This window comes from Helicobacter hepaticus ATCC 51449, from assembly GCF_000007905.1.
GTDB lineage: Bacteria > Campylobacterota > Campylobacteria > Campylobacterales > Helicobacteraceae > Helicobacter_C > Helicobacter_C hepaticus.
This window is the reverse complement of sequence record NC_004917.1, coordinates 492,137-518,860: the sequence shown is the minus strand read 5'-3', so window position 1 is coordinate 518,860 and position 26,724 is coordinate 492,137. Positions and strand designations below refer to the sequence as shown.

The 26,724-nt window shown below is 36.4% G+C and carries 26 protein-coding genes; 8 read left to right on the top strand and 18 right to left on the bottom strand.

Features of this window, described 5'->3' with window-relative positions; all coding sequences use genetic code 11:
* Window positions 1–13: 13 nt before the first annotated feature.
* From rpsF to HH_RS02610, 16 genes are all read right to left on the bottom strand, one after another.
* The gene (gene rpsF, locus HH_RS02680; protein ID WP_011115378.1) at window positions 14–427 is read right to left on the bottom strand and encodes a 30S ribosomal protein S6; all 414 of its coding nucleotides are present in this window, start codon (window positions 425–427) and stop codon (window positions 14–16) included.
* 94 nt (window positions 428–521) lie between these two features.
* Window positions 522–1,532 carry a DNA polymerase III subunit delta gene (gene holA, locus HH_RS02675; protein WP_011115377.1) on the bottom strand — a complete coding sequence of 337 codons (1,011 nt, stop codon included), beginning with the start codon at window positions 1,530–1,532 and terminating at the stop codon, window positions 522–524.
* A 269-nt stretch (window positions 1,533–1,801) separates the two neighbouring features.
* Entirely contained in the window at window positions 1,802–1,924 is a 123-nt protein-coding gene (locus HH_RS09795; protein ID WP_264357604.1) for a hypothetical protein, read from the bottom strand.
* A gap of 84 nt (window positions 1,925–2,008) precedes the next feature.
* Window positions 2,009–3,949 carry an RNB domain-containing ribonuclease gene (locus tag HH_RS02670; protein WP_041308990.1) on the bottom strand — a complete coding sequence of 647 codons (1,941 nt, stop codon included), beginning with the start codon at window positions 3,947–3,949 and terminating at the stop codon, window positions 2,009–2,011.
* Window positions 3,950–3,956: 7 nt separating this feature from the next.
* On the bottom strand, window positions 3,957–4,643 hold the full coding sequence (locus HH_RS02665; protein ID WP_011115375.1) for a metallophosphoesterase: 687 nt from the start codon (window positions 4,641–4,643) through the stop codon (window positions 3,957–3,959).
* 9 nt (window positions 4,644–4,652) lie between these two features.
* A complete protein-coding gene (locus HH_RS02660) occupies window positions 4,653–6,707 on the bottom strand; it encodes a M99 family carboxypeptidase catalytic domain-containing protein (RefSeq protein WP_011115374.1) in 2,055 nt (684 codons plus the stop codon).
* Window positions 6,707–7,603 carry a glycine--tRNA ligase subunit alpha gene (gene glyQ, locus HH_RS02655; protein WP_011115373.1) on the bottom strand — a complete coding sequence of 299 codons (897 nt, stop codon included), beginning with the start codon at window positions 7,601–7,603 and terminating at the stop codon, window positions 6,707–6,709. Before glyQ ends, HH_RS02660 begins: the two co-directional genes overlap by 1 nt.
* An 8-nt stretch (window positions 7,604–7,611) precedes the next feature.
* Window positions 7,612–8,532 (bottom strand): damage-control phosphatase ARMT1 family protein, encoded by a 921-nt coding sequence (locus HH_RS02650; protein ID WP_011115372.1) that lies wholly within the window; start codon window positions 8,530–8,532, stop codon window positions 7,612–7,614.
* Window positions 8,529–9,011, bottom strand: a complete 483-nt coding sequence (locus HH_RS02645) for a DUF3972 domain-containing protein (protein ID WP_011115371.1) — start codon at window positions 9,009–9,011, stop codon at window positions 8,529–8,531. The genes HH_RS02650 and HH_RS02645 overlap by 4 nt, the downstream gene beginning before the upstream one ends.
* A gap of 9 nt (window positions 9,012–9,020) precedes the next feature.
* Window positions 9,021–9,515: a 5-(carboxyamino)imidazole ribonucleotide mutase gene (gene purE, locus HH_RS02640; protein WP_011115370.1), complete on the bottom strand. Its 495-nt coding sequence runs from the start codon at window positions 9,513–9,515 to the stop codon at window positions 9,021–9,023.
* 84 nt (window positions 9,516–9,599) lie between these two features.
* On the bottom strand, window positions 9,600–11,144 hold the full coding sequence (thrC, locus tag HH_RS02635) for a threonine synthase (protein ID WP_011115369.1): 1,545 nt from the start codon (window positions 11,142–11,144) through the stop codon (window positions 9,600–9,602).
* Between the two features lie 112 nt (window positions 11,145–11,256).
* The gene (locus HH_RS02630) at window positions 11,257–11,895 is read right to left on the bottom strand and encodes an outer membrane beta-barrel protein (protein WP_011115367.1); all 639 of its coding nucleotides are present in this window, start codon (window positions 11,893–11,895) and stop codon (window positions 11,257–11,259) included.
* Between the two features lie 154 nt (window positions 11,896–12,049).
* Window positions 12,050–13,159: a 1-deoxy-D-xylulose-5-phosphate reductoisomerase gene (gene dxr, locus HH_RS02625; protein WP_011115366.1), complete on the bottom strand. Its 1,110-nt coding sequence runs from the start codon at window positions 13,157–13,159 to the stop codon at window positions 12,050–12,052.
* A 3-nt stretch (window positions 13,160–13,162) separates the two neighbouring features.
* Window positions 13,163–14,017, bottom strand: a complete 855-nt coding sequence (locus HH_RS02620) for a phosphatidate cytidylyltransferase (protein WP_011115365.1) — start codon at window positions 14,015–14,017, stop codon at window positions 13,163–13,165.
* A 106-nt stretch (window positions 14,018–14,123) separates the two neighbouring features.
* Window positions 14,124–15,434 (bottom strand): outer membrane family protein, encoded by a 1,311-nt coding sequence (locus tag HH_RS02615; protein WP_011115364.1) that lies wholly within the window; start codon window positions 15,432–15,434, stop codon window positions 14,124–14,126.
* A 123-nt stretch (window positions 15,435–15,557) separates the two neighbouring features.
* Window positions 15,558–16,451 carry an aspartate carbamoyltransferase catalytic subunit gene (locus HH_RS02610; RefSeq protein WP_011115363.1) on the bottom strand — a complete coding sequence of 298 codons (894 nt, stop codon included), beginning with the start codon at window positions 16,449–16,451 and terminating at the stop codon, window positions 15,558–15,560.
* A 143-nt stretch (window positions 16,452–16,594) separates the two neighbouring features.
* Between HH_RS02610 and HH_RS02605 the strand changes: the two genes are divergently transcribed.
* Genes HH_RS02605 through HH_RS02595 form a run of 3 tightly spaced genes read left to right on the top strand, consistent with a single transcriptional unit; the run spans window position 16,595 to window position 18,697 of the window.
* The gene (locus HH_RS02605) at window positions 16,595–17,134 is read left to right on the top strand and encodes a hypothetical protein (protein WP_050720598.1); all 540 of its coding nucleotides are present in this window, start codon (window positions 16,595–16,597) and stop codon (window positions 17,132–17,134) included.
* Between the two features lie 8 nt (window positions 17,135–17,142).
* Complete coding sequence (tlyA, locus tag HH_RS02600; protein WP_011115361.1) at window positions 17,143–17,868, top strand: 23S rRNA (cytidine-2'-O)-methyltransferase TlyA; 726 nt, start codon at window positions 17,143–17,145, stop codon at window positions 17,866–17,868.
* Entirely contained in the window at window positions 17,837–18,697 is an 861-nt protein-coding gene (locus tag HH_RS02595; RefSeq protein ID WP_011115360.1) for a bifunctional riboflavin kinase/FAD synthetase, read from the top strand. The genes tlyA and HH_RS02595 overlap by 32 nt, the downstream gene beginning before the upstream one ends.
* 1 nt (window position 18,698) lies before the next feature.
* Here HH_RS02595 and cysS read toward each other — a convergent pair whose 3' ends face one another.
* Both cysS and murJ read right to left on the bottom strand, forming a co-directional pair.
* Entirely contained in the window at window positions 18,699–20,162 is a 1,464-nt protein-coding gene (gene cysS / locus HH_RS02590) for a cysteine--tRNA ligase (RefSeq protein ID WP_193328813.1), read from the bottom strand.
* Window positions 20,162–21,646, bottom strand: coding sequence for a murein biosynthesis integral membrane protein MurJ (gene murJ / locus HH_RS02585; RefSeq protein ID WP_041308985.1), 1,485 nt, complete (start codon window positions 21,644–21,646; stop codon window positions 20,162–20,164). Before murJ ends, cysS begins: the two co-directional genes overlap by 1 nt.
* A gap of 75 nt (window positions 21,647–21,721) precedes the next feature.
* On the opposite strand from murJ, the gene HH_RS02580 reads away from it, so the two are divergent.
* Genes HH_RS02580 through HH_RS02560 form a run of 5 tightly spaced genes read left to right on the top strand, consistent with a single transcriptional unit; the run spans window position 21,722 to window position 26,722 of the window.
* Complete coding sequence (locus HH_RS02580) at window positions 21,722–23,578, top strand: hypothetical protein (RefSeq protein WP_011115357.1); 1,857 nt, start codon at window positions 21,722–21,724, stop codon at window positions 23,576–23,578.
* 55 nt (window positions 23,579–23,633) lie between these two features.
* Window positions 23,634–24,224 carry a Holliday junction branch migration protein RuvA gene (ruvA, locus tag HH_RS02575; protein ID WP_011115356.1) on the top strand — a complete coding sequence of 197 codons (591 nt, stop codon included), beginning with the start codon at window positions 23,634–23,636 and terminating at the stop codon, window positions 24,222–24,224.
* A gap of 27 nt (window positions 24,225–24,251) precedes the next feature.
* A complete protein-coding gene (locus HH_RS02570; protein ID WP_011115355.1) occupies window positions 24,252–25,850 on the top strand; it encodes a methyl-accepting chemotaxis protein in 1,599 nt (532 codons plus the stop codon).
* Window positions 25,851–25,883: 33 nt separating this feature from the next.
* The gene (locus tag HH_RS02565) at window positions 25,884–26,342 is read left to right on the top strand and encodes a hypothetical protein (RefSeq protein WP_138091917.1); all 459 of its coding nucleotides are present in this window, start codon (window positions 25,884–25,886) and stop codon (window positions 26,340–26,342) included.
* A gap of 59 nt (window positions 26,343–26,401) precedes the next feature.
* Window positions 26,402–26,722 (top strand): hypothetical protein, encoded by a 321-nt coding sequence (locus HH_RS02560; RefSeq protein ID WP_011115353.1) that lies wholly within the window; start codon window positions 26,402–26,404, stop codon window positions 26,720–26,722.
* The last annotated feature ends 2 nt before the right edge of the window (window positions 26,723–26,724 follow it).

The following is a 26,724-nucleotide window of genomic DNA, read 5'->3' as shown; positions in this document are numbered from 1 at the left end:
CTTCTCACTCGTATTAAGCCTCTGTCTGGGCTTGCTCTTTAGCCTCTGGGGCAACATCTTCTTTTTTAGCTTTTGTGGGTTTGGGTTCTGGTTTATTATTTGCTTTATTTACAAGGCTTTGCCACGCACTTTGTTCTTTTTTACTCTCATATTTTATGACGATAAAGCGCAAAATCTCTTCATTAATGCGATAATTGCGCTCAAGCTCCAAAATTAAGCTAGGTTGAGCCTTGAAGTAGATGACAAAGTAGTATCCACGTTTATTTTTTTTAATCTCATAGGCAAGATTTCGCATACCCATATCAAGGCAAGTTTCAATCTCGCCACCATTTTTGATAATGACTTCTTTAAAAAAATCAAGTCGTGCTTTGATTTCTACTTCTACAAGTGTGGGTTTGAGAATAAACATCGTCTCATAAAATTTCATTGTAATCTCCTTTTGGTGTAACCGCCCTTTTGTTTATTGCTATGAAGCCACAAAGCTTTTGTGTTACAAAAGAGCAAGGTGTAAGGGTAAGATTCTATCTTATCATTTCTTGAATTTTAATTAAAGTGCTCATAGATTGTTTGGATTTGCCTTTGCTTACTTCATAGCGCCAAGCAGAGAGTAACTCAAAGATAGCAATATATTGTGTCTCTTTAAAACGAATGCAATAACGTGATAAACGCTCAATAATATGAGCAGGTGGACTAAATCCTAGAATCTCTTTCGCATCGGGTCGTCCTTTGATTTTAATAAAAGCAAAAAACAAAAAGAGTTGATAAAAAAATCTTTGAATCTCCCCAATCATCATTATTTCATTAATTCCCTCTTCATAGATAGTGTTGAGCATTTTGATAATAGGCTTTTTTTCCATTAAAGTATGGCATAGCTCTTCTACACTAAAACTTGCTATGCCATCACAAAGTAAATTCACATCATTTGGTTCTATGGGTCTTCTTTCTGCACCTGTGAAAATAACAAATTTTTCTAATTCATTTAAAGAGAGTGCAATATCATTATTTTGTAATCCTAAAATATAGCCTAGAATCTTATCATCGGCAATAAGCCCTAATTCTTTGCTTCTCTCACGCATAAAGCCCATACATTCATCTATTTTTGGCGGAAAGAATCGCACTTCCACAATGCTATCTTTAGGTATTTTGGGATTTTTAAAATATCCAGCACAAATTTTGCAATCTCTTACATAATCCCCATCTGATTTATTTGACGCTTGATAGTATTCTATAATAAGCGCATTTTGTGTATTATGTGAAAGTGAAGTAAGAAAAAGCTCTATATCAGCCTTGTTTAGTTTATGATTGATTTTTAGCACTACAAGTGAGCTAGAGCCAAAAAGTGAGCCTTGTGAAAGCAAAGCATTGATGTTATTTGCATTGTATTCATCAAAGTAAAAAGTCGTCTTTTCCTCGCTTTTTAAACAATGAGCAATTTTTCTACTATAATAGCCCACTAAAAAGCTATCACCATACAGAAAACTTATGCGCGGAGCAGATTGTTTTAAGAGTGTATCAAGTTGAGATTTATACATTTATTGCAGAGAATCCTTAAGATGTAAATCCTAAGGATTCTAGCAGGATTTATTTATTAAAACCCTTAATGCCAATTTCAAACATTATGACAAAATCGTCAGAGTTTGGATAAGCTTGTGCGCCTTGTATATAAGCAGGGGCTATATTTGATACTTCCCTCTAGCTCTGCGCCTAAGAGTATAATATCTCTATCTAAGCCTTTTTTAGAGCTAACTGCGCCGTGATGTCCATTTCTTCATCACTGAGCAATGCAACATTGACATCTTGCTTACCAAAAAAGCAATTGGGCATCAGCTTTGCTTAGCTTTTGCACTTCTTGTGCTTGTGCTGCAACAAGGGAAGTTGTCCCCAAGCTAAAAACTAAAGCCAGAGAAATCAAAATCTTGCTCATTGTGAGATTCCTTAAAAATGATTTTGAAATATTGAAATAATATTTTTCATAAAGTAACATTTTAATTTTAGTCAATTTTAAGACTTAATGACTGATAGATTCTATTACTCTTCCTTGCACATAGCCACAAAGCAAATCCACTTTTTCTATTTGCACTTTTACAAGTTTAAATCTCTCAAATGAGTGTGAAAGAGCAATTTTTATTTGCGGGATAGTATCTAGCGCAATAGCATAAGAATCTTCTTCTACCACAAGTGCAGTGCAGATAAGAGGTAGAATAGATTCTAAGAGTTTTTGTGTAAAGGCAAGCATTTTGCGTTGATAAAAATCCTGCTCAATATGGCTCACTTGCTTTTGTTTGATGTTCATCTCTTGAGCAATACCATTGAGCCCCTCAAGTAAGAAAGACAGGGATTTATCCTTATGAAGAAGTGCTTTTAAGATTCTATGCACGATTAAGTCGCTATATCGGCGAATAGGAGAGGTAAAATGTGTATAACTCTCAAATCCTAAGCCAAAATGCCCGATATTGATGACACTATAAGTTGCCTTAGCAAAAGATTTGATAATCATATCATCAAGCACTTCTGCCATATTGCTTCCTTTGACTTGGTTTTGTATAGCTAATATAAGGCTGTGAAAATCAAGTGTAGAGGGTAGCTCAAAGCCCATATTTTTTATTTCCCATAGTAGTGATTGTATGCGCTCTTCTTTGGGGGGAGGGTGGATTCTAAAAATGCCCTTTTGTGTATTATTGATGAGCATAAGCGCACTTTGCACATTTGCAAGGAGCATAGATTCTTCAATGATGCTATGAGCCAAAGTGTGCTCTACTTTGTGCCACGAGCTTATATTTTGATACTCATCAAGTTCCAACTTGATTTCATTGCTTTGAAATTCATAGCCATACTGCAAGCGCATAGCCCTGTGTTTTTTGATATAAGGCAAATATGCCTTAAGCCATTTTTGAATCTCTTTTGGCAGAGTGCTTTTGTGTCCTTGCAAAAAAGATTCTATGTTTTCATAGCTGACATTTGCGTGAGATTGTATAAAGGCTTCTAAGAGCTCACTTTTTTGCACTTGTGCGTTTTTATCAAGCGTTATTTTCCATACCATTGCTAAACGCACTTTGTTTTCTTTTAACGAGCAGATTCCGCTGCTTAGCTCAAAGGGGAGCATAGGCACAACTTTATGCGGAAAATATATGCTAAAACCTCTTTGTCTTGCTTCCTTATCAAGCACACTTTCACAGCTTACATATTCGCTTACATCGGCAATAGCCACATAAAGCGTTTTTGTTTTGCTTTCAAAATAAATCGCATCATCGTGGTCGCGTGCGTCTTTGGGGTCTATCACACAAAAAGGCAAGTGGCTTAAATCTACACGATGGGGATACATCTCTTTACATACTTCATCGCCAAAAGATTGAGCAAACTCCTTGACATTAGAGCTAAATTCATTGACGCGATTATAAGAGCTTAGGACTATTTTTTCGTCAATTTGTGCATCTCCAAGCACTCCAAGCACTTCAACAATATTGCCAGATAAAAGCTCAACCTTTACCACGCAGTGCGGAGGCAAAGCTTTGAGCGATTTTTGTGAGACTTTAAGTTCTATATAATGTTCTTTTCCACTTTTTGTATCAAGCTCAAGAGCTTTAATTACCCCCTTTTTCATCACAAGAGTAGCAAGGGTATAAGTTTTTGGTGAGTAAAGCAATGTAATAAAACGCGCTTTTTTTGTTGTGTGCTTTGCGAGAATAATATCACCTTTTTTGAGCTTAACATATCGTCCATTTTCAAGGAGAAAATCATTTTCATCTTTTATATTCAAGCTTTTGATGTAGATTTTTCCACTGCGTGAAATATCTACACTGCCTATAATAAAGTGAGGCTTAAGTATGCAATATTCACCTTTATTTTCAAGCACATTTATCTCTTCTAAATGTTTAAGTGCGTGAGCAAAAGATTTGGGAATGCGCCTCCTTATCGTGCCAGAGGAAATAAGAGCGTAAAAATATATCATTGCTCCCCTAAATATGGACTTTATGTCGCCATAAGGTAATAATTTCTTTAAGTCGTTTGGGAGCAAAACCTAGCTGTTCGCAGCTGACATTAAAACAAAAGGAATAATTTGTATTGCGTGAATGGATATGTCCGTGAATATTCAGTGAGCAATCCGCGAGGGCAAAAAGCTTATCAAGCGTATCTCTACTTTTAGTGAATCTATCGTGTGCCTTGCGATGAAACACAGGAAAATGCGAAAACATAATGCGCTCTCCTGCACAATCAAGCACTATGGCATTGAGATAAATATCATCTTTTACCATACTTTTGCCAAATTGTGCATAGAGCTTTTTGAGAATTGCCTCGCTTTGGGGAACTTGTAAGGCTAAACCTTTTTGAACACTCCAACTTTTAAGATTTTTAAGTTTTTCAAAACGTTCCACATCATTATTTCCTATTACAAGTTTTTTCGTGCCATTGAGTCCTTTAAGATAAGGGAATCCACCTGCATAATATAAATCTCCCAAATGCAAAAGCGTATCTTTTTTGCCCACTACTTGATTCCATAAATGTTTATGAAACGCATAAAAATCACTATATCCATAGGCTTTGGCACTTTTGAGCCGACTAGGTTCGCGCTGCAAAACAGCCTTATGTCCAAAATGACTATCAGAAATCACAAATGTGTTTTCAGTAATTTCAAACCCCATCATATAGCCTTTTTATAGAGGGTTAAGGAGATGTTTTGCTATATAGCCATTAATTTCACGCACCCCTTGTTTCCCCTCAAAAATATAATGAATCTTTGCCCATTCTCCATTTTGCCCCTCAAAAGAAAGAATTTGCATTTTGCGTCCCAAAGGTGCTTTAGCCACAATGGGCGCAGTGATGGAAGGCTCTAAGCGCACAAGCGCAATATTTACTTTTACTTGTGCATTTATAGGAAGTGCTTTCACAGAGGAATCTTGAGTTTTTTGTGATATATCTTTTGGTGTGGATTCTATAGGTTTTGTATTCTCTTGCGGAGCATCTTGAAGTGCCTCTGTTAGCATATATGAGCTAATGTAGCCCTCTTGATTTACACCATTTTTACTATCTTTTGCAATTTTGCTCCATTTACCCACTTGTTCTAAAACTTCTACTTTCGCTCCTTGTGGAAGTTTCGCAATTATAGAATCTTGTATGCTTGGTTTTAATCGGACATTAACGCCAATAGAGGGTCTAACAAAACGAGTCATAGTTTGTTGTGGTATTTTGATTGTAGGCTTAGTAGATTCTTTTTGTTCATTTTTAGGCATAGATTCTTTAGAAGCAAGGGCTATATTTTTAGGTGGTATAGTGCTTGGTGATGTCTGTTTGGTATGAGTGTGTGCTAGAGCTAAAGCAAGGGGTGAATTAGGTGCAGGTTTATAGGCTATAAGTTTATAAGGTGTGGGATTATCAAGTGGAGGTTTATCAAAAGAAATAGTTATCATACCGCTAAATACATCTTTGCGATAGATTTCAGCGCGATAAATAAGAGATTGTTTATCAAGGCTATATCGTGGCATAAAGTCTTTTTTATGGACTTTGATACCACTTTCATTGGGTAAAGGCGAAGTATCATTAGGCTTGACATAGCCTATAATATTTACGCGATATTCACTCATGGGTTCAAACTCTATACTTTCTTTTGCATAAACTATTGAACCCAAATGCACAGACTGCATTTTATCATCAATTTTCATATTCACACTGCCCAATGAGCTATCAAAAGCGCTCCATTGGGGTGAGAGTGTGCTAAGTGTGCGTGAGCCATATTTAATCTCTATACCCCCTTGTTGATTTTTCACTAAGCCGAGTATATGACTTGGGCTTTGAATCTTAATATGTTTTGGTTCTACGCCTTGAGGAAGCGGAAAATAAGTAATAAGAGGGCGTAGAGAATCTAAGGGCAAAGTGATGAGTCCTTCAATATGTGCTTGTAAATGTGCAGTAGAGATAAGTTTTTTGATAGAGGCGGGATTAAGTTCAAAATCTCTCTCAAATTCTATACCAAGCTGTCCGAGTAGAGATTCTATGGCGAGGAGGTGATAATATACGCGTATTTGAATATCAAGCTCTTTGCTTGCTTCATTTGTGAGGGCTGGTTTGCCGAGCGAGAGTGAGAAAAAAGTGAGGGCTTTGAGTTGTTGTGTATCATTTTTAGATTTTGTATGAGTATTATGCACAGAGTAGCGATGGAGAGGGTGTAGGATATACTCATTAATATCTGCCACCATTTGAATCACAAAAGATTCTAATTTGCCATATTTTGAGCCTTTAAGCTCTACTTGGTCTATTACCGAGCAATTTCCCCAACGGAGCGGATTAAGGAGGTTACTCACATAGGTAGGACGCCAATATCCACTCCCATCGTGGAGGTGCATTGAAATATCAATCTGTGGATGAGCAAGAAGCTCTTTGATTTTTTGGATACTCTGATAATCAGGGTCGTTTTGAGCAAGCGCAGCAAATTTGCGATTCATATCACCATATAAACCACGCACATTTGCAAACATACTATGAGGATTAACAACAGGCACAACCCACACACTACCCTTTGTGATTTTGTAATGACGCATAAATAAATCAGTAGAGTAATATGCTCCGGGTTCATCGCCGTGAATCCCGCCCATAAGGAGTAAAGTAGGTGCTCTTTTGTCTCCATCATTGAGTTTATAAAGTTCAAAATCACGCACAAGATTCTCCGCGTGAAGTATGCTAAATATAAAAATTAAAATCAGAAAAAGGCGCATCATAATCCTTTGTTTTTTTCTCTTCGCATAGTTCTCTCTTCTTCCATTTCTTTATAGAGTGTGGCACAGCCTTTAGCGAGTTCGCGTATTTGTAAGATATAGTTTTGTCTTTGAGCTACAGAGATAGCTTTACGCGCATCAAGGATATTAAAAAAATGACTTGCTAACATTGTGTAATCATAGGCTACAAGAGGGACTTTTTGTTGCAAACAATGTTTGACTTCTTGAGTGTATTGATTAAAGAGAGAAAAAATCATTTGTGTATCAGCAAGCTCAAAATGGTATTTAGAAAATTCATATTCGCTTTGCAAATGAACATCAGCATAAAGCATAGGTGCAGAGTTTGAGGAATCATTCCAAAGAATATCAAAGATATTTTCTACACTTTGAATATACATTGCTAAACGCTCCACTCCATAAGTGATTTCTACTGCTACAGGGCGACAAGGGATACCTCCTACTTGTTGAAAGTAAGTGAATTGAGTTACTTCCATACCATCAAGCCATACTTCCCAGCCTAATCCCCACGCACCAAGCGTTGGAGATTCCCAATTATCTTCTACAAATCGCACATCGTGTGATTTTAAATCTAATCCTAAAGCCTCAAGGCTACGTAAGTAGAGCTCTTGTATATTATCAGGACTTGGTTTGATAAGCACTTGAAATTGATAGTAACTTCCTAAGCGGTTAGGATTTTCTCCGTATCGTCCATCTGTGGGGCGGCGTGAAGGTGCGACATAAGCTACATTCCACGGCTTAGAATCAAGACTTCTAAGTAGGGTTGCAGGGTGGAATGTCCCAGCTCCTGCAGGAATGTCATAAGGCTGGACAATGAGGCAGCCTTGATTTTTCCAAAATTCTTGTAATTTTAATAAAATATCTGAAAAACTTAACATATTTCTCCTTATTTGACATTATGCTTTAACATCATTGTGCCTTTTTCCACACCACAAAATGCAGCTACAACATCGCATTTGACTTTAAAAAGCATAAAAAGTCGCTCATCTTTATGAGATTGCAAACATTCAAAATTTCCCATACCCTTAGAAAGAATCACATCAGCTTCATCATAGAGTTTTTGCGCACGCTCACAAGCATCTGCATAAACAAAGCCCGGACTCTGCACGCCAGAATCTATAAGTGTGCAATAATGTCCTATACCCTTTGCCAAAGGGTGGCGCATATCTTCTAAGGTAAGGTCGTTAATAATAGGCTTTCCACGCAGTGCGTAATATATTTGAAGTTGTGGATAAATTTCTTTAAGGGAAGATATAAGCACTTCATCAAAGATATTTTCTCCCGCATTATCAGCAAGATAAAAGAGGATTTTAGCACACTCAAGTTTATCTATGAGTGCATCAAGGCAAAAATCACCAAATATCATTTCTTTAAAGCCAAAATCTGCATTCTCAAAACTAAAAGCACTTTGAGAGCCATAATCAATGACATTTCCCAAAATTGCTACTCTTATCGCCCAATCAAGTCGCCTACGCATAGAATCCACGCTCCATTTTCCCGATGAAGTGCGTTCAAGCACAGGAGCAGGATAAGAGACAAGGAGATTCTCACAAATGCTATGAGCGCGCACCATACTCTCTTGTTTAATATGTATAAAAGGGTCGCTTATGCCTAGATTTTGCTCAACGCATTGATAAATCTCAATAGCAATTTGAGGCGGAGCAAGAGTGCGGCTTTGTGCGGCTTTTTGAGCCAATTTATCTTTGATTTGTTGTGTAATACTAGAAGCATTGTGTGGTTTTAATACAAGGCAGAGATTTTCAACCTGTTTTTGCAGACAATCAAAACACTTATCTTGTGCTATCATTTTGACTCTGTCATATTTGAGACTTTACCCCACATAAGGCGATATTTGCGCTTCATAAATTCAATTTCCTCCCGTGAGCGCTCTAGTTCTGCACGTAGCGTTTCCATCGTCTTTTTGTCATCATCATAGACTTCTTGCATAGAAATAAGCGCATCTTTAAGGAAAGAATTTTCATTTTTAAATGCACTAATAGTTTCATCTTTTGAAGCGATGACTTTATCGTGTAAGCCTAGAATGGTTGAAATTGTTTTTTCTACAAATACAGGGTCAAGTTCCTTGCCATTCATATCCGCAGAGACAAGCCCAGATTCTACTTTTTTGACAAGTGCAGAAGTGCCCGAAGTCGCATCTACCAAGATTTTTCCATTTTCTTCTTTACTTTTGATAGCTCCTTCTTTAATGAGTTCCATAATTTTGGTTTCATCTAAGCCAGAGAGTTTGGTAAATTCCTCAAGCACAAGCCAAGTTGTATTTTCCATTGTGTCCCCTTAAATTCTCACTTCAATCTCTGCTGAATCTAGTTCTACCTTTTTTGCTTTCATCACTCTATCTTCTATTAATTTGCCCGCAAGTTCATCATTTTTAAGGCTTAAAATTTGCATTGCTAAATATGCTGCATTAATCGCCCCGGCTTTACCAATACTTGTCGTTGCCACAGGCATTGAGCTTGGCATTTGCACTGTTGAGAGAAGAGCATCAAGTCCATCTAATGCACCTCCATTAAGTGGCACACCAATAACGGGCTTACAAGTTTGAGAGGCGATAGCCCCGGCTAAGTGTGCTGCCATACCTGCTGCTCCAATGAAAACCTGCGCACCACGAGATTGTGCATCTTTAATGTATGATTTTGTGCGCTCTGGTGAGCGATGAGCCGAACTGATTATTACCTCATAGGCTACATCAAATTTCTTTAACACTTCTATGCACTCGCTCATCACATTCCAATCACTTTTACTTCCCATAATGACGCTTACAAAATCCATTTTTGCTCCTATATCTTTTCATTTAGCATTTTATACACATTTAAAAGCGATTTATAGCGCATTTTACCATATTTTGTATTAATTTTAAGAATGCTTGAGAGAACATCTCACCCATCGCATTATACACATCTCTAGCTGTGGAATAGGGATAATGTCTTGCTGCACTTCTTTTTTGCTAAAAAGTTGGAGAATCTGCTCGGGTGCTTTGATAGGATTATTGGCACAAGAGAGTGAGCAAATCTCATCAATGGCTTGTTTATCGCTTATTTCATAAGCTTCTTGTGTGTTTTTAATGATGTCTGCTTCTTTGAGTGCTTCTCTCACACTTGGGGCGAATTTACTCCATTCTGCTGTGGCAAGAAATACACTTTTGCCAATTACACTACTTTTTTGCAAATTTTTTGCTACAAAATAAGCAATCGCACTATGCGGGTCAAGTAGTAATCCTTCTTTGAATCCTTGCGCAATGCTCTGCATACACATTTTATCATCACATTCAAATGCACTAAAATCTTGCTGAAGTAAGCTTAACTCTTCAGCAGTGAGGCTATAAAAATCTTTTTTATCAAGGCTATCCATTAATTGCTTTGTGCGTTGTGCGCCAAAGAGTGCATAAAGCACTCTCTCTACATTTGAACTTTTTAAAATATCCATAGCAGGGGATTTGGTTTTAATTAAGTTTCGCTTAGAAATATCATATACACCCGTGTTTATAAAATCACTTAAGATATTATTTGCATTAGAAGCGCTCACAAGACGCTCAAGGGGTAAACCCATTTTTTTTGCAAAAAACGCTCCTAAAATATTGCCAAAGTTGCCACTTGGCACGACAACAGAGATCTTTTCCCCAAGTGTAATATGTCCATCTTTAAGTAATTTTACATACGCCCAAAAATAATAAATGATTTGAAATGCAATGCGTCCAATATTCACAGAATTTGCAGCAGAGAGCGCAAATCCTTGCTCTTTGAGTTTTTTTACAAAATCTACATTTGCGATAAGTTTTTTTAATGCACTTTGCGCTCCATCAAAATCCCCCTCAATACCAATAACTTTTACATTTGGTGCGGTATGAGTTGTCATTTGTAATCGCTGCACATCGCTAGTGCCTCCATAAGGATAAATGCACACAACCCTGATATGAGGTTGATTTGCAAAGCTCTGCAAGGTTGCAGGTCCGGTATCACCGCTTGTGGCAGTGAGAATAAGATAGGGTCTTGTATCTTGCGTAGCAAGATGTGCAAACAAACGTCCAAAGGGTTGAAGTGCCATATCTTTAAAAGCACGCGTAGGACCAGAGAAGAGATTAAGCATAAAGAGATTCTCATTTACCACTTTAAGTGGAGCAGGATTATAAGAATCATCAAAATTTTTATAGCTTAAAAGTGCTTCTTCAAGCACACTTCTATGGATTCCAAGTTTTAAGCGATTAAAAATATCTACGCACAGCTTGGTATAAGTAAGGTTTGTAAAATTTTCAATGTCCTCTAGGCTGATATGAGGGAGTTTGGTAAAGGTATAAAGCCCATTATGTTGTGCATTCGGGTGTAATAAAGCGTGTTGAAAGCTTACGCCAAAGGCTGTATCATCTCGCGTGGAATATAAGAGATTCTCATCATATGTATTCATTTATGTTCCTTATGCCTTAAAATGGACACATTGTAGCATATTTTGATTTTTTTAGGGTAATAAAGTTTAAGATTGCTTCCCCGCTTCTTTGATAGAAAGCAGGGAAAAACATTTAGAAAGTGTAGTTATAGCCAATTTGCACGATGTAAGTGCGAAGTGTAGCTGCTTTCACATCTCCTACAACAGGTTGCGTAATTTTATAATCATAGCCTAGTAATGGAATTTTTGCTCCAAGGAGGATTTGACTTGCATCATTAAAGTTATAGGTAAGCCCCACATTTACAGGCACGGCAAGTCCGCCTTTAGCTTCAGTAGGCATAGCATTTCCAGCTATTTTCCAAGTAGGATCATATTGTTGATAGCCTACACCAATACCGATATATGCACCAAAAGCAGGAGTGAAATTAAAGTAATAATCCACATTTGCAGTGATAAGATGTTGATTAATATCAGCATTTACTTTAGGTAAAGGGCTATTATCCTTAGAACCTTTGCTTTGATTGTAGTTATAGCTGATATAGTATTTTAAACCATAGTTTTCGCTCAAGACTTGTTTATAGCCTACATCTAGTCCTACTGCCCAGCCTATTCCGCTTGTAGGAAACATACTAGAATTTGGTATAGCAGGACCATATGAGGGCGTAGTAATAGGCACTCCTGCATTTACCCCTACAAAAAGCCCACTTGTTTGTGCTTGAGCTACACCAAATAGGCTTGCTGCTAATGCACTTGAGATAAGAATCTTTTTCATTTTAATCCTTTTGTCTAAAAGTTTTAGTATCATTTGATACTAGAGACATACAATTATAGCACTACATAAGTGCAAAAACAAAATTTAAAACGCTTTTTTTTTTTTTGTAGTGCAAATGCAACAAAAAGTTGCATATACAACAAATTTGTTTGATTTATTCTTTAATTTTTCTCTCTAACCATTGTGATGAGACTGCACGCACTTGGTTATCAAAGGCTTGTATGGATTCTAAATCACACAAAGAAGCAAACTTAAAGCTATCAAAATATTCCATCATCGCCAAAATAAGCGCACTTATATGTCCAAAAGGTATTTTTTGTGCTAAGAACGCTTCTATGGCTATTTCATTGCTTGCATTTAGCACAATGCCTTTTTGTGGTGTATGTAAAAGCGTGTCTTTAAGATTCCATAGCGGATAACGAAGCGTATCAATGTTTTTAAGAGCAAGGCAGAGGGATTGTATATCCAAAGGCTGGATAAAAGGCATTTGTGCTGCCTTATCTTTATCAAGTGCATAGGCAATAGGGAGCTTCATATCAGGCGTGCTTATATGTGTTGTAATGCTCCCATCTGCAAATTCAATAAGTGCGTGCATACTTGAGCTTGGCTCAATAAAGGCATCAATAGATTCTATATCGAAGAGCCAACGCGCTTCAAGTATTTCAAAAAGTTTATTTGCCATACTTGCAGAATCTATGGTGATTTTATATCCCATTTGCCAATTTGGGTGTTTAAGTGCTTCTTGTGGGGTAGCAAGGGCGATTTTATCTAGTGGATAATCCCTAAAAGCTCCACCGCTTGCAGTAATATAAAGTTTAGTTATTGGGCGATTGTTTTGTAAATACCATAAGCCAAAATGTTCGCTATCAATGGGAGTAATATCTGCATTTTGCAAGAGCCAGCCAGCATTTACTAGGGATTCTTTATTTGCAAGAGCGAGTTTTTTGTTACATTGCAAGGCTTTAAAGCTAGGTTTTAATCCAGCAAATCCTACAAGGGCATTCAGCAGTAGATGAGAATGAGAGGATTCTATCATTTCTAGTATGCCCTCACTCCCAAAAAACAGCTTATAGTTGCCATTTATGAGTTTATGGGCGTCATTTTTATCAGCAATACAAACATTTTTTGGCGCATAGTGTGCGATTTGTTGATTTAAAAGCGTGATATTTTTCCCAGCACACAGAGATTCTATGGGTATATCAAAATGTGAGGCAACTTCAAGGGCGTTTGTGCCAATGCTCCCTGTGCTACCAAGTAAAATCATTAATTAGAGCATAATTGCCAAGTCTTTGTAACCGGGCAAAAAGAAAAGTAAAAAGTGCATTACTATTGCACCAAAAAGCACAGCATCAAGCCTATCAAGCACACCACCGTGTCCAGGCAACACAGAGCCACTATCTTTCACACCTGCTTCGCGTTTGAGATAACTCTCAAATAAATCGCCAAAGACAGAAGAAATTGCGACTACAAAAGTAATACCAAGTGAGTATAAGAAGTTTCCACAAGTGCCAATTCCCACAATAGAGCCACAAATTACCCCACAAATTACCCCACAAATAACACCCTCAATGGTTTTTTTGGGGCTCGTAGGACAAAAAGGCGTTTTACCAAAAGCTTTTCCTCCAAGATATGCTCCTGTGTCAGTGAGGGCTACAATGACAATAAGCCATACAATCACCCATACTCCAGCTCCTCCGGCGTCTTTATAGAGTGCGTAAATGCTTAAAAACGGCAACACAGGATAAATAAATGGAAGCAGGGTTTTAGGCGAGATTTTTTTGCTATAAGCAAGATAGGAAGCGTAAATCACAAGAGTAAAAAGTGCAGATTCTATTATGCGTTCATTAAAGTATGCAAGCACCCAAATAAAAGCTGTAGCAATATAATAATGTAATGCAGGTGGGAGAGCATAGAGTTTAAGGGATTCTTGCACACCAATGAGGCAAATAATAGCAAGCACGATACAAGTAAGTAAGGTTGAATCAATGCTTAAAATTAAAATAAGTGCAACTATAAGCACACCAGCAGTGATAAAACGTGCCTTATCAGCAAGAAACTTCGCTTTTATCTGCTCTTTTGTGTTTTGTTGAGATGTTATAGATTCTTTCTCATTGGTATCCATTTTTACTCCTTAGGATTGTTATAATGATATAATTAATGATAAATTTATAGAATCTTAATGTTAGGTAAGATTCTATGAGCCAGCATTATACCACAATCCATAAGTTTTAGAATATATGGCGTATATAGAAAAATGCGTGAGATCGGTCATCTTTGCGGTTTTGAGTAAGCATAGTGCCACCATTATTTTGAGACTGATAAGAGCCTCCAAGAGGACTATACCCTTTCTTAGTTGTATCACTAAACCATTCTAGTTTTCCACCTACAGCGATGTCTTCGCGGATTTGATAATTAAGAATAAATGCCACACTTTGTTCTGCACTTCGCGGGCTGTTTGTTCCACGTCCTAATATTTTCCAATCAAAGCTGCTATAGTTTGCCCCGATATACCCAAAACCTGTAATGGCATTTCTGCCGATGATGTCATTTAAGGATTGTCCTATATCATATGCGCTTCCTGTCCAAATATCAATAGAGATAGGATTTCCCCAGCGTCCAATGAGTTCATTTGCATTGCCAAAGTTTTGATAATATCCTGCACCAAAGTTAAATAGATTGACTTCAAATCGTTGCTCAAGATAAAGTGTATAAGAGTGTTTATCTATCTCTCCCCACCTTTTAGCATTGATTCTTTGGCTTATATCCGCTATAGGTGCGAGAAAACGAAGTTTGGTAATACTTCTAAAGCCTTGAGATTCTTTGTTTGGATTGGTATCAAAGGTAATACTTGCGCCCGGAGCAGTTACTATTCCGGGTGTATAATAAGAGAATCCAGAGAGTGTAAGCCCACCAAAAGTAAGATTAAGCCCCAAAGCATAGGTATTACGCGTAGCCCCTCCCCCATAAATTCCGTGAACACGATAGAAATCATTAAACCATTGGTCATACGCAAAGGCACGGCGATTTGATAAAAATCCCCAGAGTTTCACACTTCCAGCTTGTAAATAACCCTCTGCTCCTTGATTATAGCCACTAAACCACTCACCTACCTTGCCAGATTGATAACGTCCGGCTTTAAAATAGACATTATCACTATAGCTATACTCTAAAAAGGCATTTTGCACCATATAATTTTGCACTTTTGCCTTATCCCACGCAGTCCCAAAATAAGAAGTAATAACAGGAGAGCCTACACCATCCAATATAGGGTCATTTCGTGTAGAATCAAAAGCTAATCCACCCAAAGCCCCGCCAAACCCTGCTTTAAATCCAGCTCCTAAATCTGCATTGAGATTAAGCTGTGCAAATAATGTCGTAAAACTCTCTGTGGGAGCTTGATTGTTGGGTATATCAAGTTTTTGATTATTAAAGCCCCATTTTGTAAAACTTTCCGCCGAACCACTTACTTTGTAATCAAAAGCATTCACGCTTGAAGCAAATAAGCCTCCTAAGGCTGCAACTACTAAAGTTTTTTTCATTTTTTATCCTTAATTTGAGGTTTGAAATATTTGCAGATATTTCAAATAAATTTACGTATTTTTTAGAATACAATATGTATTCTAACATTTTATGCTTAATTGAGACTTAATATCAAATAAACTTTATGTGCAGATACAAAATTCAAGCACTGCCATACGCACACATACGCCGTTAGTTACCTGCTCTAAAACTTTGCAACGTGGGTCTTTAAGCACTTCATCATCAATATCAATGTTACGATGAACAGGTCCAGGATGTAAAACAATAACATCTCTATCGCTTAGAATCTCGGGCGTGAGGCAGTATTGTGAAGCATAGTCTTTGAGTGAGCCATAAATTTGTTTATCGTGTCTTTCTGTTTGAGTGCGCAAACTCATAAATACATCAACTTCTTTGGCAATTTCTCGCAAAGAGTAGCAAGTGCGTAAATGTGTGGATGGAAGAAAATGAGGTGGGGCAACGAGAATCACTTCCATACCAAAACGCGAGAGCAGCTCAATATTGCTATTTGCCACACGGGAATTTACAATATCACCAATAATTGCAATTTTTTTACCTTTGAGATTGTTTAAATCATTATCAAAATGTTCTTTAAGTGTGAGTAAATCAAGTAGGGCTTGTGTAGGGTGTGCGTGCGCACCATCTCCTGCATTGATGATAGGGCAGCTCACTTGGAATTTAAGATAATATCCAGCTCCTGCATTTTTATGACGAATGATAATTGCGCTTGGATTCATTGCATTGAGATTGGCTGCAGTATCAGACATACTCTCTCCCTTTGTAGTGGAGCTTTTACTCACATCAAGTCGCACAACATCAGCACTTAAGCGTTTAGCAGCGATTTCAAAGCTTGAGAGTGTGCGCGTGGAGTTTTCAAAAAAAATGGTAATAATAGTTTTGTTTTTAAGATTCTCTCTATGGTGCATATCTTTGTAGGTTTGGGCTTGTTGTAAAATTGTTTCTATTTGTGAATTATCAAGATCGCTTGTGCGTAAGAGATGTTTGGGCGGGCGCATAAATCTCCTTTTGGGGATAAATTTGGGTATTGTAGCAAACTTTGTGATAAAATTCCCATAATTTTAGAATCTAATAAGTATCATTTACAAAATTAAAGATAAACAAAGGAAAAAGGGAAAATGTGGTTATATTGAGGCTTTGTATGTGTGTTATCACAGGAATATGTATGAATGTGTGGATTGCAGGTTGTAGTGATTTTTATCGTAAAGATTTTATACACATTACTTCAGCATATGAGGATTCTAAAGAAAAAAGAGCCTTTAAAGAGCGCGAAATACAAGCTATGAGAAAATCTCAAATTTTAATACATAATCACACGCGAGTTGTGATGATTGTGCGATATATGAATGAAGTTGATGATACTTTTGGAGGAAGTGATAATAAAGAAGTATTTTTTGTAGAGTTATACGATAAGCTTGGACAAGTGAAATTAAAAGATTTACAATTTTCTTTAAAAAATATTTATAAAAGTATAAAACCTAGCAATGTCAGCAAACTAAGCACTGCGGATATGGAGTTTCTAAAGCCTGATGTTATTTATAATGATATGTATAAAGTGGTTTTTGAATCTATAGGTGCGCGTGGCAAAGATATGCTACAATTTAATGTAGAAATTGCAGGTGTAGGAAATATGAGCGTTGATTTTAGCTATGCAAAAGCAAAAAGCAATCTTACAAAATAATCAAAATAATGCAGCGACTTGATATTTACCTTAAAACACTTTTATCTTCTCGCACTAAAGCTCAAGAGGCGATAGAATCTGGCTGTGTGCGGGTAAATGGCAAAGTGGTATATAAAAGCTCTTTACCTTTAAAAAGCAGCGATGAGGTAGATATAGACACACAAGGCTTATTGCTTGGACGTGCAGGATACAAATTAAGAGGCTTTTTTGAAGAGCTTGTGTGCAAGGGGTTATGGGAGGAAGGATATTTAGTAGGCAAAAGAGCGCTTGATATTGGTTCAAGCACAGGAGGATTTGCCCAAGTGCTTTTAAATTTTGGTGTGTCTGAAATAGTATGTGTTGATGTAGGGAAAAATCAGCTTCATCAGAATATGCGAGATGATGAGCGTGTAAGAGTTTTTGAAGAATGTGATGTGCGAGAATTTGAGCCTTGTGAGTATTTTGATATAGTAGTGTGCGATGTGAGCTTTATTTCATTATATAAGCTTATGGAAAGTTTTGAGCGACTTGTAAGCGCAGAGTGTATATGGCTCTTTAAACCACAATTTGAGGTAGGACGCGCAGCAAAACGCGATAAAAAAGGCGTATTAAAAGACAAAACACTCGCACATATTGCTCTTGCAGATTTTTGTGCTTATGTGCAAACAAGAGGTTTTAGAATCTTGCACACATCTCAAAGTATATTAAGCGGAAAGGAAGGAAATGAAGAATTTTTTGTCTATGTGCAGCGATAAAGAAGTGCAATCATTAGCACTAGGAAAATTTGATGGTATGCATTTAGCACACAAAGAGCTTTTTAAGCATTTGGATAAAAAAGGTGCTTTGCTTTGCATTGAAGGAAAATTTGATGATATGTGCCTTACACCCTCTAAAGAACAATATAGTCCCTGCGCTCTTATTTATGTAGCTTTTGAAGAGATTTCACATTGGAGTGGCGAAAAATTTATAACTATATTAAAAGAGAAATTTCCCTCCCTTAAACGTCTTGTGGTGGGCTATGACTTTCATTTTGGAAAAAATAGGGCTTTTAGCGCGAGTGATTTATGCCATTTATTTGCAGGCGAGGTTGTTATTATGCCAGAATATCGTATAAATGGTGTAGGTGTGCATTCAAGTTTAATTAAAGAATTTATTCGCTATGGTGATATGGATATGGCAGTAGCTATGCTTGGACGTTATTATCATTTACAAGGCACTATTATTAAAGGACAGAATCTAGGCTCAAAGAGACTTTATCCGACAATAAATATTCAAACGAGAGGCTATGTAATACCACAAGAGGGCGTGTATGCAAGTTTTACCAAAGTAAATGAAAAAATAATGCCAAGTGTATGTTTTGTGGGACATCGTTTAAGCACAGATAGGCATTTTAGTATTGAAAGCCATATCCTTGATAAGGAGATTGTGTGTGAAAGCGATATGGCAAGTATATGTTTTGTGCGTAAAATACGAGACAATCAGAGTTTTAGTGATTTAAATTTGCTTAAAGAGCGCATTACCCAAGATATTATTACATCTAAAGTAATTTTGAGTGCTGCACAGATGATATATGTAGATATGTAGCTTAGATTTTTTCCCAAGTGCTGCCTTGAGGAGTGTCCATAATTTCAATACCTTGCGATTTTAGCTCATCGCGTAACTTATCAGCAAGTGCATAGTTTTTTTGTGCTTTTGCTTCTTGACGCTTAGCAATTTTAGATTCTATCTCTTGCTTAGTTTTTTCATCAAGTCCAAGCTGAAAATAACTTTGTGTGGATTTACCTCCAAGCCCGAGTAAAAATTCAATACACGCGAGATTTGCTTTAATAGCTTGCTTATAGGCTTTATCTTTAGGATTTTTGTCTAAATATTCATTGCTTGTAGAGAGCATATCCTCAATAATGCTCAAAGCTTTTGAGATATTATAATCATCGCTTAAAGCCTCAACAAGTGAGGATAAAAATGTTTTATGCGCTTCTTTGGCGGTTTCTTTGATATTGTGAGTAAATTGCTTTATTTCTTCTCTTGTAATTTGAGGAGATTGTATGTGAGATTCTATAACACGTTTTTTAAGGCGATAGAGTTTATCAAGTCGTTTTTTGCTTTGTAACAAATCCTCTTCATTAAAATTGAGTGCCAAGCGATAATGCACGCCCAGCAAATAATTACGTAAAATCTCTCCATCATAGACTTTTAGCGCATCTTTGATAAAAAAGCTATTGCCAAGAGATTTGCTCATTTTTTCACCATTGATATTCACAAAACCATTGTGTAGCCAATATTTAGCAATTTCTCTTCCTGTAGCACAACGCGTTTGTGAGGCTTCATTTTCGTGATGAGGGAAGAGCAAATCTGATCCTCCTGCGTGAATATCAATACCATATTCTTCATTTTGGTATGCTAAGTGTTTTTCAATCATTGCAGAACATTCAATATGCCAGCCGGGACGCCCTTTGCCAAATGGACTATCATATGCAATATCATTCTCTCCCTTATAACCTTTCCAAAGGGCAAAATCATTATGTTCAAGCTTGTCTTGTGCATTTTGAATACGACTTTGGGTATGGCTTTGTTCAAGGCGTTGAGAGAGAGCACCATAGTTTTTATCTTTGTGGATACGAAGATAAATATCACTATTTTCACCCTCATAAGCGTAACCTTTATGAAGCAAGGTTTGTATCATCTCGCACATTTGGGGTAGATTATCGGTTGCTTTTGGCTCAATATCTGCACGCAATACGCCAAGAGAAGCCATATCTTTAAGATATGAATGGATATAGTGCGAACCTATCTCTTGCACACTTGCATTGTTTTGAAGAGATTTTTTAATAATTTTATCATCAATGTCTGTAAAGTTTTTAACAAATACTACTTCAAATCCCAAAAATAAAAATAATCGTCGCCATAAATCAAAAACAATAGAGCTACGAGCGTGCCCTAAATGAGCATCATCATACACAGTTGGACCGCACACATATAATCGAATCTGATTATCTTGTATAGGAGTAAAAGGGATCTTTTGTTTTTTAGCACTATCAAAAAGAGTAATCATAAAATGTTCCTTACAAAGAGATGAAAAGCATCAACGAGTGCTTTGACATAGGGTTTGAGATACCACAAAAGTAGAGATTCCAAACCCACAATGCCTACAAGAAGTAACCACGCTTTTTTGTTATTTATTATAGCTAAGAATTGTTTGAAGCCAAAGATTCTAATTGTGAGGACAAAAAGCACAAATCCGCTCAAACTGCCCGATAATGCTAATCCCATTGCCCCAAATGGGTGCATAAGCACAAGAGAGAATATTACCCCACAGCCTAAAGAGATAGCTGAAATCTTTGCGGCTTTGCCTTGCATTTGATGAGAATAAAGCCAAAGGGAGAAAATTTTACTTAACCCAAAAGGCACTAAACCAATCATATACGCGCTAAAAACTTGTGCTACGATAAGAGTGTCATCTGCACTGAATTTTCCCCATTGATAAAGAAGGCTGATAATCTCTTCGCTTAGCATAATACCACCAAGCACACATACACAAAGGACAATAAGCAAAAACCAAAATGATTTTTTTAAGGCATTAAGTGCGACATCGGCTTGTTTGTTTTTAATTGCTTTTGCTACAAGGGGAAAGAGTGCGGTTGATATGGCTATGGCAAAGATTGCAAGGGGAAACTGAAAGATTCTGTTAGCATAATAGAGTGCGCTAATACTCCCGCTGATAAGAAATGAGGCGAGGAGTGTATCTGTAAAAGTAGCAAGTTGGGCTGTAGAGCTCCCGAGCATAGCAGGAAAGAATTGTTTAAAGAAAGTTTTTATTTCAATTTTGGCATAGCGGATTTTGCATTTGAGTTTAGAATTTGGTTCTTTAATGTGTATCCATTGCCACAACTCTATCACACCTACCCATAAGAGTTTAAAAAATCCCAAGCGATAGAGTGGATAAAAATGGAGTATAATTTGCGCTACTCCACCGCATAGCACACCATAACTTAGCATATAGACAATTTGCATAGAATCTTTATTTTGTGCTAAAAGCAAAGCGCTAATCATTGCAATATTTAAAAGCGCGGTATTGTAAGCATTAACCCAAAAGCAGTTTTTATATTGCAATAAAGAGGAAAGAAAAGTAACAATAAAAACAAGTTCTAAATACCAAAAATTAATCACCACAATGGGTTTGGCAAGCTCAATGGTTGCATCATTAAAACCATACGCAAGAAGTTTTGTAAAGAATCCACTAAAAAATACCACCAAAAGCGAGAGAAATAAAATAAAAACTGCAAAAATAATAAAAGTAATCAAGGCAAACATACCTTTTTTGCGACTATGAATGAAGTTAGGCAAAAAACTTTGTGTAAAGGCTCCTTCACCAAATACACGGCGAAAGAGGTTAGGGAGCTTAAAAGCAGCAAAGAAAATATCGCTATACACGCTTGCACCTAGAAATTTTGCTGTGCATAAATCACGAATTAATCCTGCTATCCTAGAGAGTAAAATTCCGCTACTATTTGTTAAAAATGCTTTTTTAATCAAATTTTGCCTTTTAATAAAGAAATAAAGTGTAGAATTATAGCTACAATAAACAAACTTTAAGCTATGGAGGTTTTTATGCAGTTTTTTGAACCTATCTCAATTAAGGGCTGTGTTGATGTAGGTATGGAACTTAAAAAAATAACTGAACTTTATGCCTTTGAAGAGCATATGGTAAGCTTTGATATATTGCGCATTAGCACTTTTTATAGAGGCGAAAAAAAGAAGGATTTTAGCCTACTTGAAGGACAGGAGAGAGCAAGGATTCTAAGTGATGATGCAGAATATAATAAAAATGATTTTGAAATTAAACAGGTTTATGATATTTTGTTGCGTGGATTAAAAAAAGGGGATTTAGCACCTTTTGTTGGGCTTAAAATGGATAGTGAATGTTATGAATTAGTTTTGGAGCTTAAAGAAGGGCTAGAAGTGCGTAATGATGATACATTTTTTGAAGAGCTTTATACAGAGATTACGCGTAAAAAAATATGTCAACATATTATTGTGAGGTTATTTGATGAGGATATTAAACAAGAAATTAATGCGCTCAAAGAGCTATTTTCTCATCTTAATATTCAAGGGAAAATACAATCTTCTCAAAGCATTGCCCTTGCTAAGGCAAGTGGATTCATACCAGAAATGGGGGCAAAATTCATATTTACGCTTAAAGATGAATGGAATAAAACACATACTCAAAGTATAGATTTTGCTTCTTATGCTGCAAAGAGTGGAGATTTGGTGGGTTTAAGCCTTAAACCACAGGTAGGTGTAAGCGGACGTAACCTTAAGGGTGAATATATACACGCCAAAAAACATGCAGAGGGTGCAGATATTGGTAATGAAGAAGCAAAGCTTAAATTTAAAGATAATGAGTTTCGCAAAGAAGAAAAAGAGGGGAGCATTGAGTATTATGCATTACAAGATGGCTATGTAGGAATGAGTGAGGGTGAGTTACGTGTAATTACAGATTTTAATTTTGCAGAAGTGAGCTCACGTAAAAATGGTTCATTGCTTGGAGGTGACAAAAAAGGTTTTGTAGTAGAAGTAACTTGTGGCGACCCCAATCAAGATGCGATAGGTGCAGGTATTACGCTTGAGGCAAGTGAAATAAAAATTTTTGGAAGTGTGGCAGAAAATACTAAAATAGTAGGGAAGAAGATTGAAATCAATGGGCAAACACATCAAAGCTCCACGATAAAAGCTGATGAAGTAAATATTGATTTGCATAAAGGTGAAGTTATGGGCGATAAAGTTCGTGTAGAGCGCCTTGAATTAGGTAATATAGATGGCGAAGAAGTATTTATTGAGCAAGCAAATGGAGGCACTATTAAAGCAAGAAATATTACAATTGCTACCTTACATTCCCACACAAAGATCTTTGTGTCAGAGCATTTACATATTAAAAATATGAGCGGAGGAGAAAATCGTTTTACACTCTCTTCGCGTGCTTCTCTTAAGGCACAAGAAGAGGTGCAATCTATTACCGAACAAATTACACAGAATATCCAAGAGATGAATACCCTCCTTGCTGTGCTTAATAAAGATTTGGTGCGTGTGCGTAAAACAAAACCTGTAGTAGAAAAAATAAAAGCTATTATGGAGGAAAACAAAAAAAATAAAAAACCCAATGAGCGCAATATCATTGATAGTATGGCACAATACGTTATTTTACTTCAACGCACGAAATATCTTAAAGAAAGGTTAGTAGCCCTTAAGCAACAAAGTAGAGATTTGGATAAGCGTCTTGAATCTCTTGATAAACAAACTCAAGATGCAAAAATCACAAGTGATGTAGCGTGGCAAAAGGAAAATGAAGTTGTTTATGAGAGTTTTTTCCCAGAGAGTAAGGATATTATGATTTTAAGCGATGGAGAGGAGGTAAATATTGGTATTAATAAAGGACAGCTAAAGCTTGTGAGAGAAGTGCGTTCCTAAATGTTGAATAAAATAAAGATTCTTTAATGAGTTTATTATAAAAAAGGAGAAATTGGTGATTGTTGGATTAAGAGGAACGATAATAAGATTAGAACCTATGTATGCTGAAATTGATGTAGGAGGTGTGATTTATGGAATGCAAATGTCTCTGAATGCTACTTCTATGCTCCAAACAAAAATAGATTCACAACCAGATGCTCCTGTGAAAATTATTTGCGCACAAATAATTCGTGAAGATGCACATTTGCTTTTTGGATTCTGTGAGGAAATTGAAAAACAGACTTTTGAGCGTCTTATTAAAATAAGTGGTGTAGGTCCAAAGGTTGCAATAGCAATTCTTTCTACCTACACACCAACACATTTTGCAAAAATTATTGCTGATAAAGATATTGAAGCTTTAAAAAAAGTGCCGGGTATTGGTGTAAAAGGTGCAGCAAAAATTATGGTTGATATAGCAGGATTTTTTGCGCAGCTTCTTCAATCCCAAGAGGAAAGTATTGCTCCTTCTAATAATCTCAAATATGAAGCATCTTTGGCACTTCAATCACTTGGCTTTAAGAGAAATGAAATACAAAAAGTGTTAGAACATATTGAAGCATTAAGTGTGTCTGAAATTGTTAAGGAAGCTTTAAAGAGACTTGCGTAATTATATAAAATCCTAGGGGGTGAAAAAATGTTACAATCATTTCGTTCTAAAGTGCTTTTCACATTGTTTGTTTTTATCATTATTGGTTTTAGTGTTTTATATCAAATTGTCTCTACTGGATACGAAGATATGGTAGTAAAGGAGGGCAAAAGAAATGCTCAAATGCTCGGAGATTCTATTTTTCAAACCGTGCGTATGAGTATGAATATTGGTGTAAGAGAAATGATTGATGCAGGATTAGATAATGCACGTAAAATAGCAGGTGTGCGCTCACTTGAGATACATAAGTCTCAAAGTGTAATTGATTTGTTTAATATGCCCGACAAGGTAAGTCAAAAAAAAGACATTCAACATATCTTTGAAAGCAAACAATCCCAAATTGCTGAAGTTTATGAAAATGGTGAGCATAATGTGCTTCTCCAAAAGCCACTTATTGCTGATGAGGGTTGTATGGTATGTCATCAAGATGGGACACTTAAAGAAGGCGATGTGCTTGGAGTGCTTGAGTTAAGAATCTCTACAGAGAGTTTTTATGAACAAATTGAACAAAGTGAAAATTATCTTTTGCTTACAATGTTTGTCGCAGGTATATTGGCTTTATTAGGGCTTTATATCTTTTTTGAAAAGGAGCTTGTAAAGCCTCTTAATCGTTTGCGTGATATGGCAAAAGACTTGACTGAAGATGGCGGTGGAGATCTTACAAAACGTATTGCTATTAAAAGTAATGATGAAGTGGGAATAACTTCAAATTATGTGAATAGGTTTATTAAAATTATTCAAGAGACTATTGCTGTAAGCAAACACGTTAGTGAAGAAAATACACAAACTTGTAAAGGTTTATTAGAGATGTCAAATGTATTATCAAAAAATTCTGACGCACAATTTGAGCTAGTTGATAGAGTGAACTTACTTGCTCAAGATGTGAGTAAGAAGCTTGATGTTGCCGAAAAAACAACAAGTTCAACTATAAGTGATATTGCTCAAACTGAAAGCATTTTAGATGATTTTGTTAAAAACCTTCAAGACACGATTGGGCTTATAACCAATTCTGCTCAAACACAGCAAAATATTCTTCAACACGTTGAAGAGCTAACACAACACGCAGATCAAATTAAATCAGTTCTTTCTATTATTGCTGATATAGCAGATCAAACAAACTTACTTGCTCTTAATGCAGCAATAGAAGCTGCACGTGCAGGAGAACACGGAAGAGGATTTGCTGTTGTTGCAGATGAGGTGCGAAAACTCGCAGAAAAGACACAAAAATCACTCAATGAAATTGCAGCAAGTGTAAATCTTGTAACCCAAAGTGTCCAAGATGTCGGGCAAACAATTAGAGATACCACAAAGGATATGATGTATATTACAGAGAAAACATCGCCTTTAATTGATGATGCGCACCATACACAACAAAATCTTGTTCTTACAAAGCAAAATTCTATTCATCTTAAAGATATTAGCACTTCAATCGCTCAAAGCACTAAAGAATTAGCTCAAATGATGCAAGATATAGTGAGCTCTTCAGAATCTACCCAAAGTGTAGGGCATACTATACAAAAAGATGTTAATGATATGTCGCAAAAAGCCCAAGAGCTTGATAATGCTATTACCAAATTTAAAACATAAATTTGAGAGCTATGAGTGAGCCTATATAAAGATATGAGGCATCATAAAGCAGTGTTTCAAGCTGATTTTGCAGGAATTGATAAAAGTATTGTATGGGTAGAATCTCAGCTTGTTAAAACACTTAGATTTAAACCTTTCAAAGAAATAATCATTGACAAAATAGGGCTTGTAATGTTTGAAAGCGTGAGCAATATTATTGAACATAGCATTACTTGTATGCCTAAAATGAATATATATAATAAAAAAATAAATTATATACAATCTTTGCGTCAGCAACAGCGATTTTCCTGTTTTCTTGAAGTAGGGGTAGAGCAAGTAAGAATAAAGATTCTTTATCCTTTTAATCCTCATTATAAGTGCCATTTGAGAGAGAAAAATATTTTAGGCGGAAGGGGGGAACACATTATAAAAGCGATGGGCGCTAAAGTTCGTAGGCGTGTGAATTATGCAAAAAAAGCTGCTATGCTTACACTTTATATACCTTATGTTTAATCCCTTGCAATAAAGCTTTGTTATAATTAAATGTTATTAAAAAAGCAAGAGGTAAAAATATGGGACTTAATATAGAAACCATTAATGATTTGCAAATGGTGCGCAGCACTGGGAAACTTAAAACCTATGACGCATTTTTGACTTTCAAGGCGGAGCTTGAAAACCTTTTGCCGCAGATTCTATCAAGTGCAGATAATATACTTAGAATCTACTTTGTTCAAGCCTATCCAATCAATTCTTATGTATTAGGTTTTTTGTTCAAGCTCAAAAGTGTAGATGGAGTAAAAATTGAGATTGTTGTTGATGATTTGCGATTATTTATGTTTTTTGAAGAGATTGATATGATTGATGAATTTAAGATTAAAATTATGGAGGAATAATT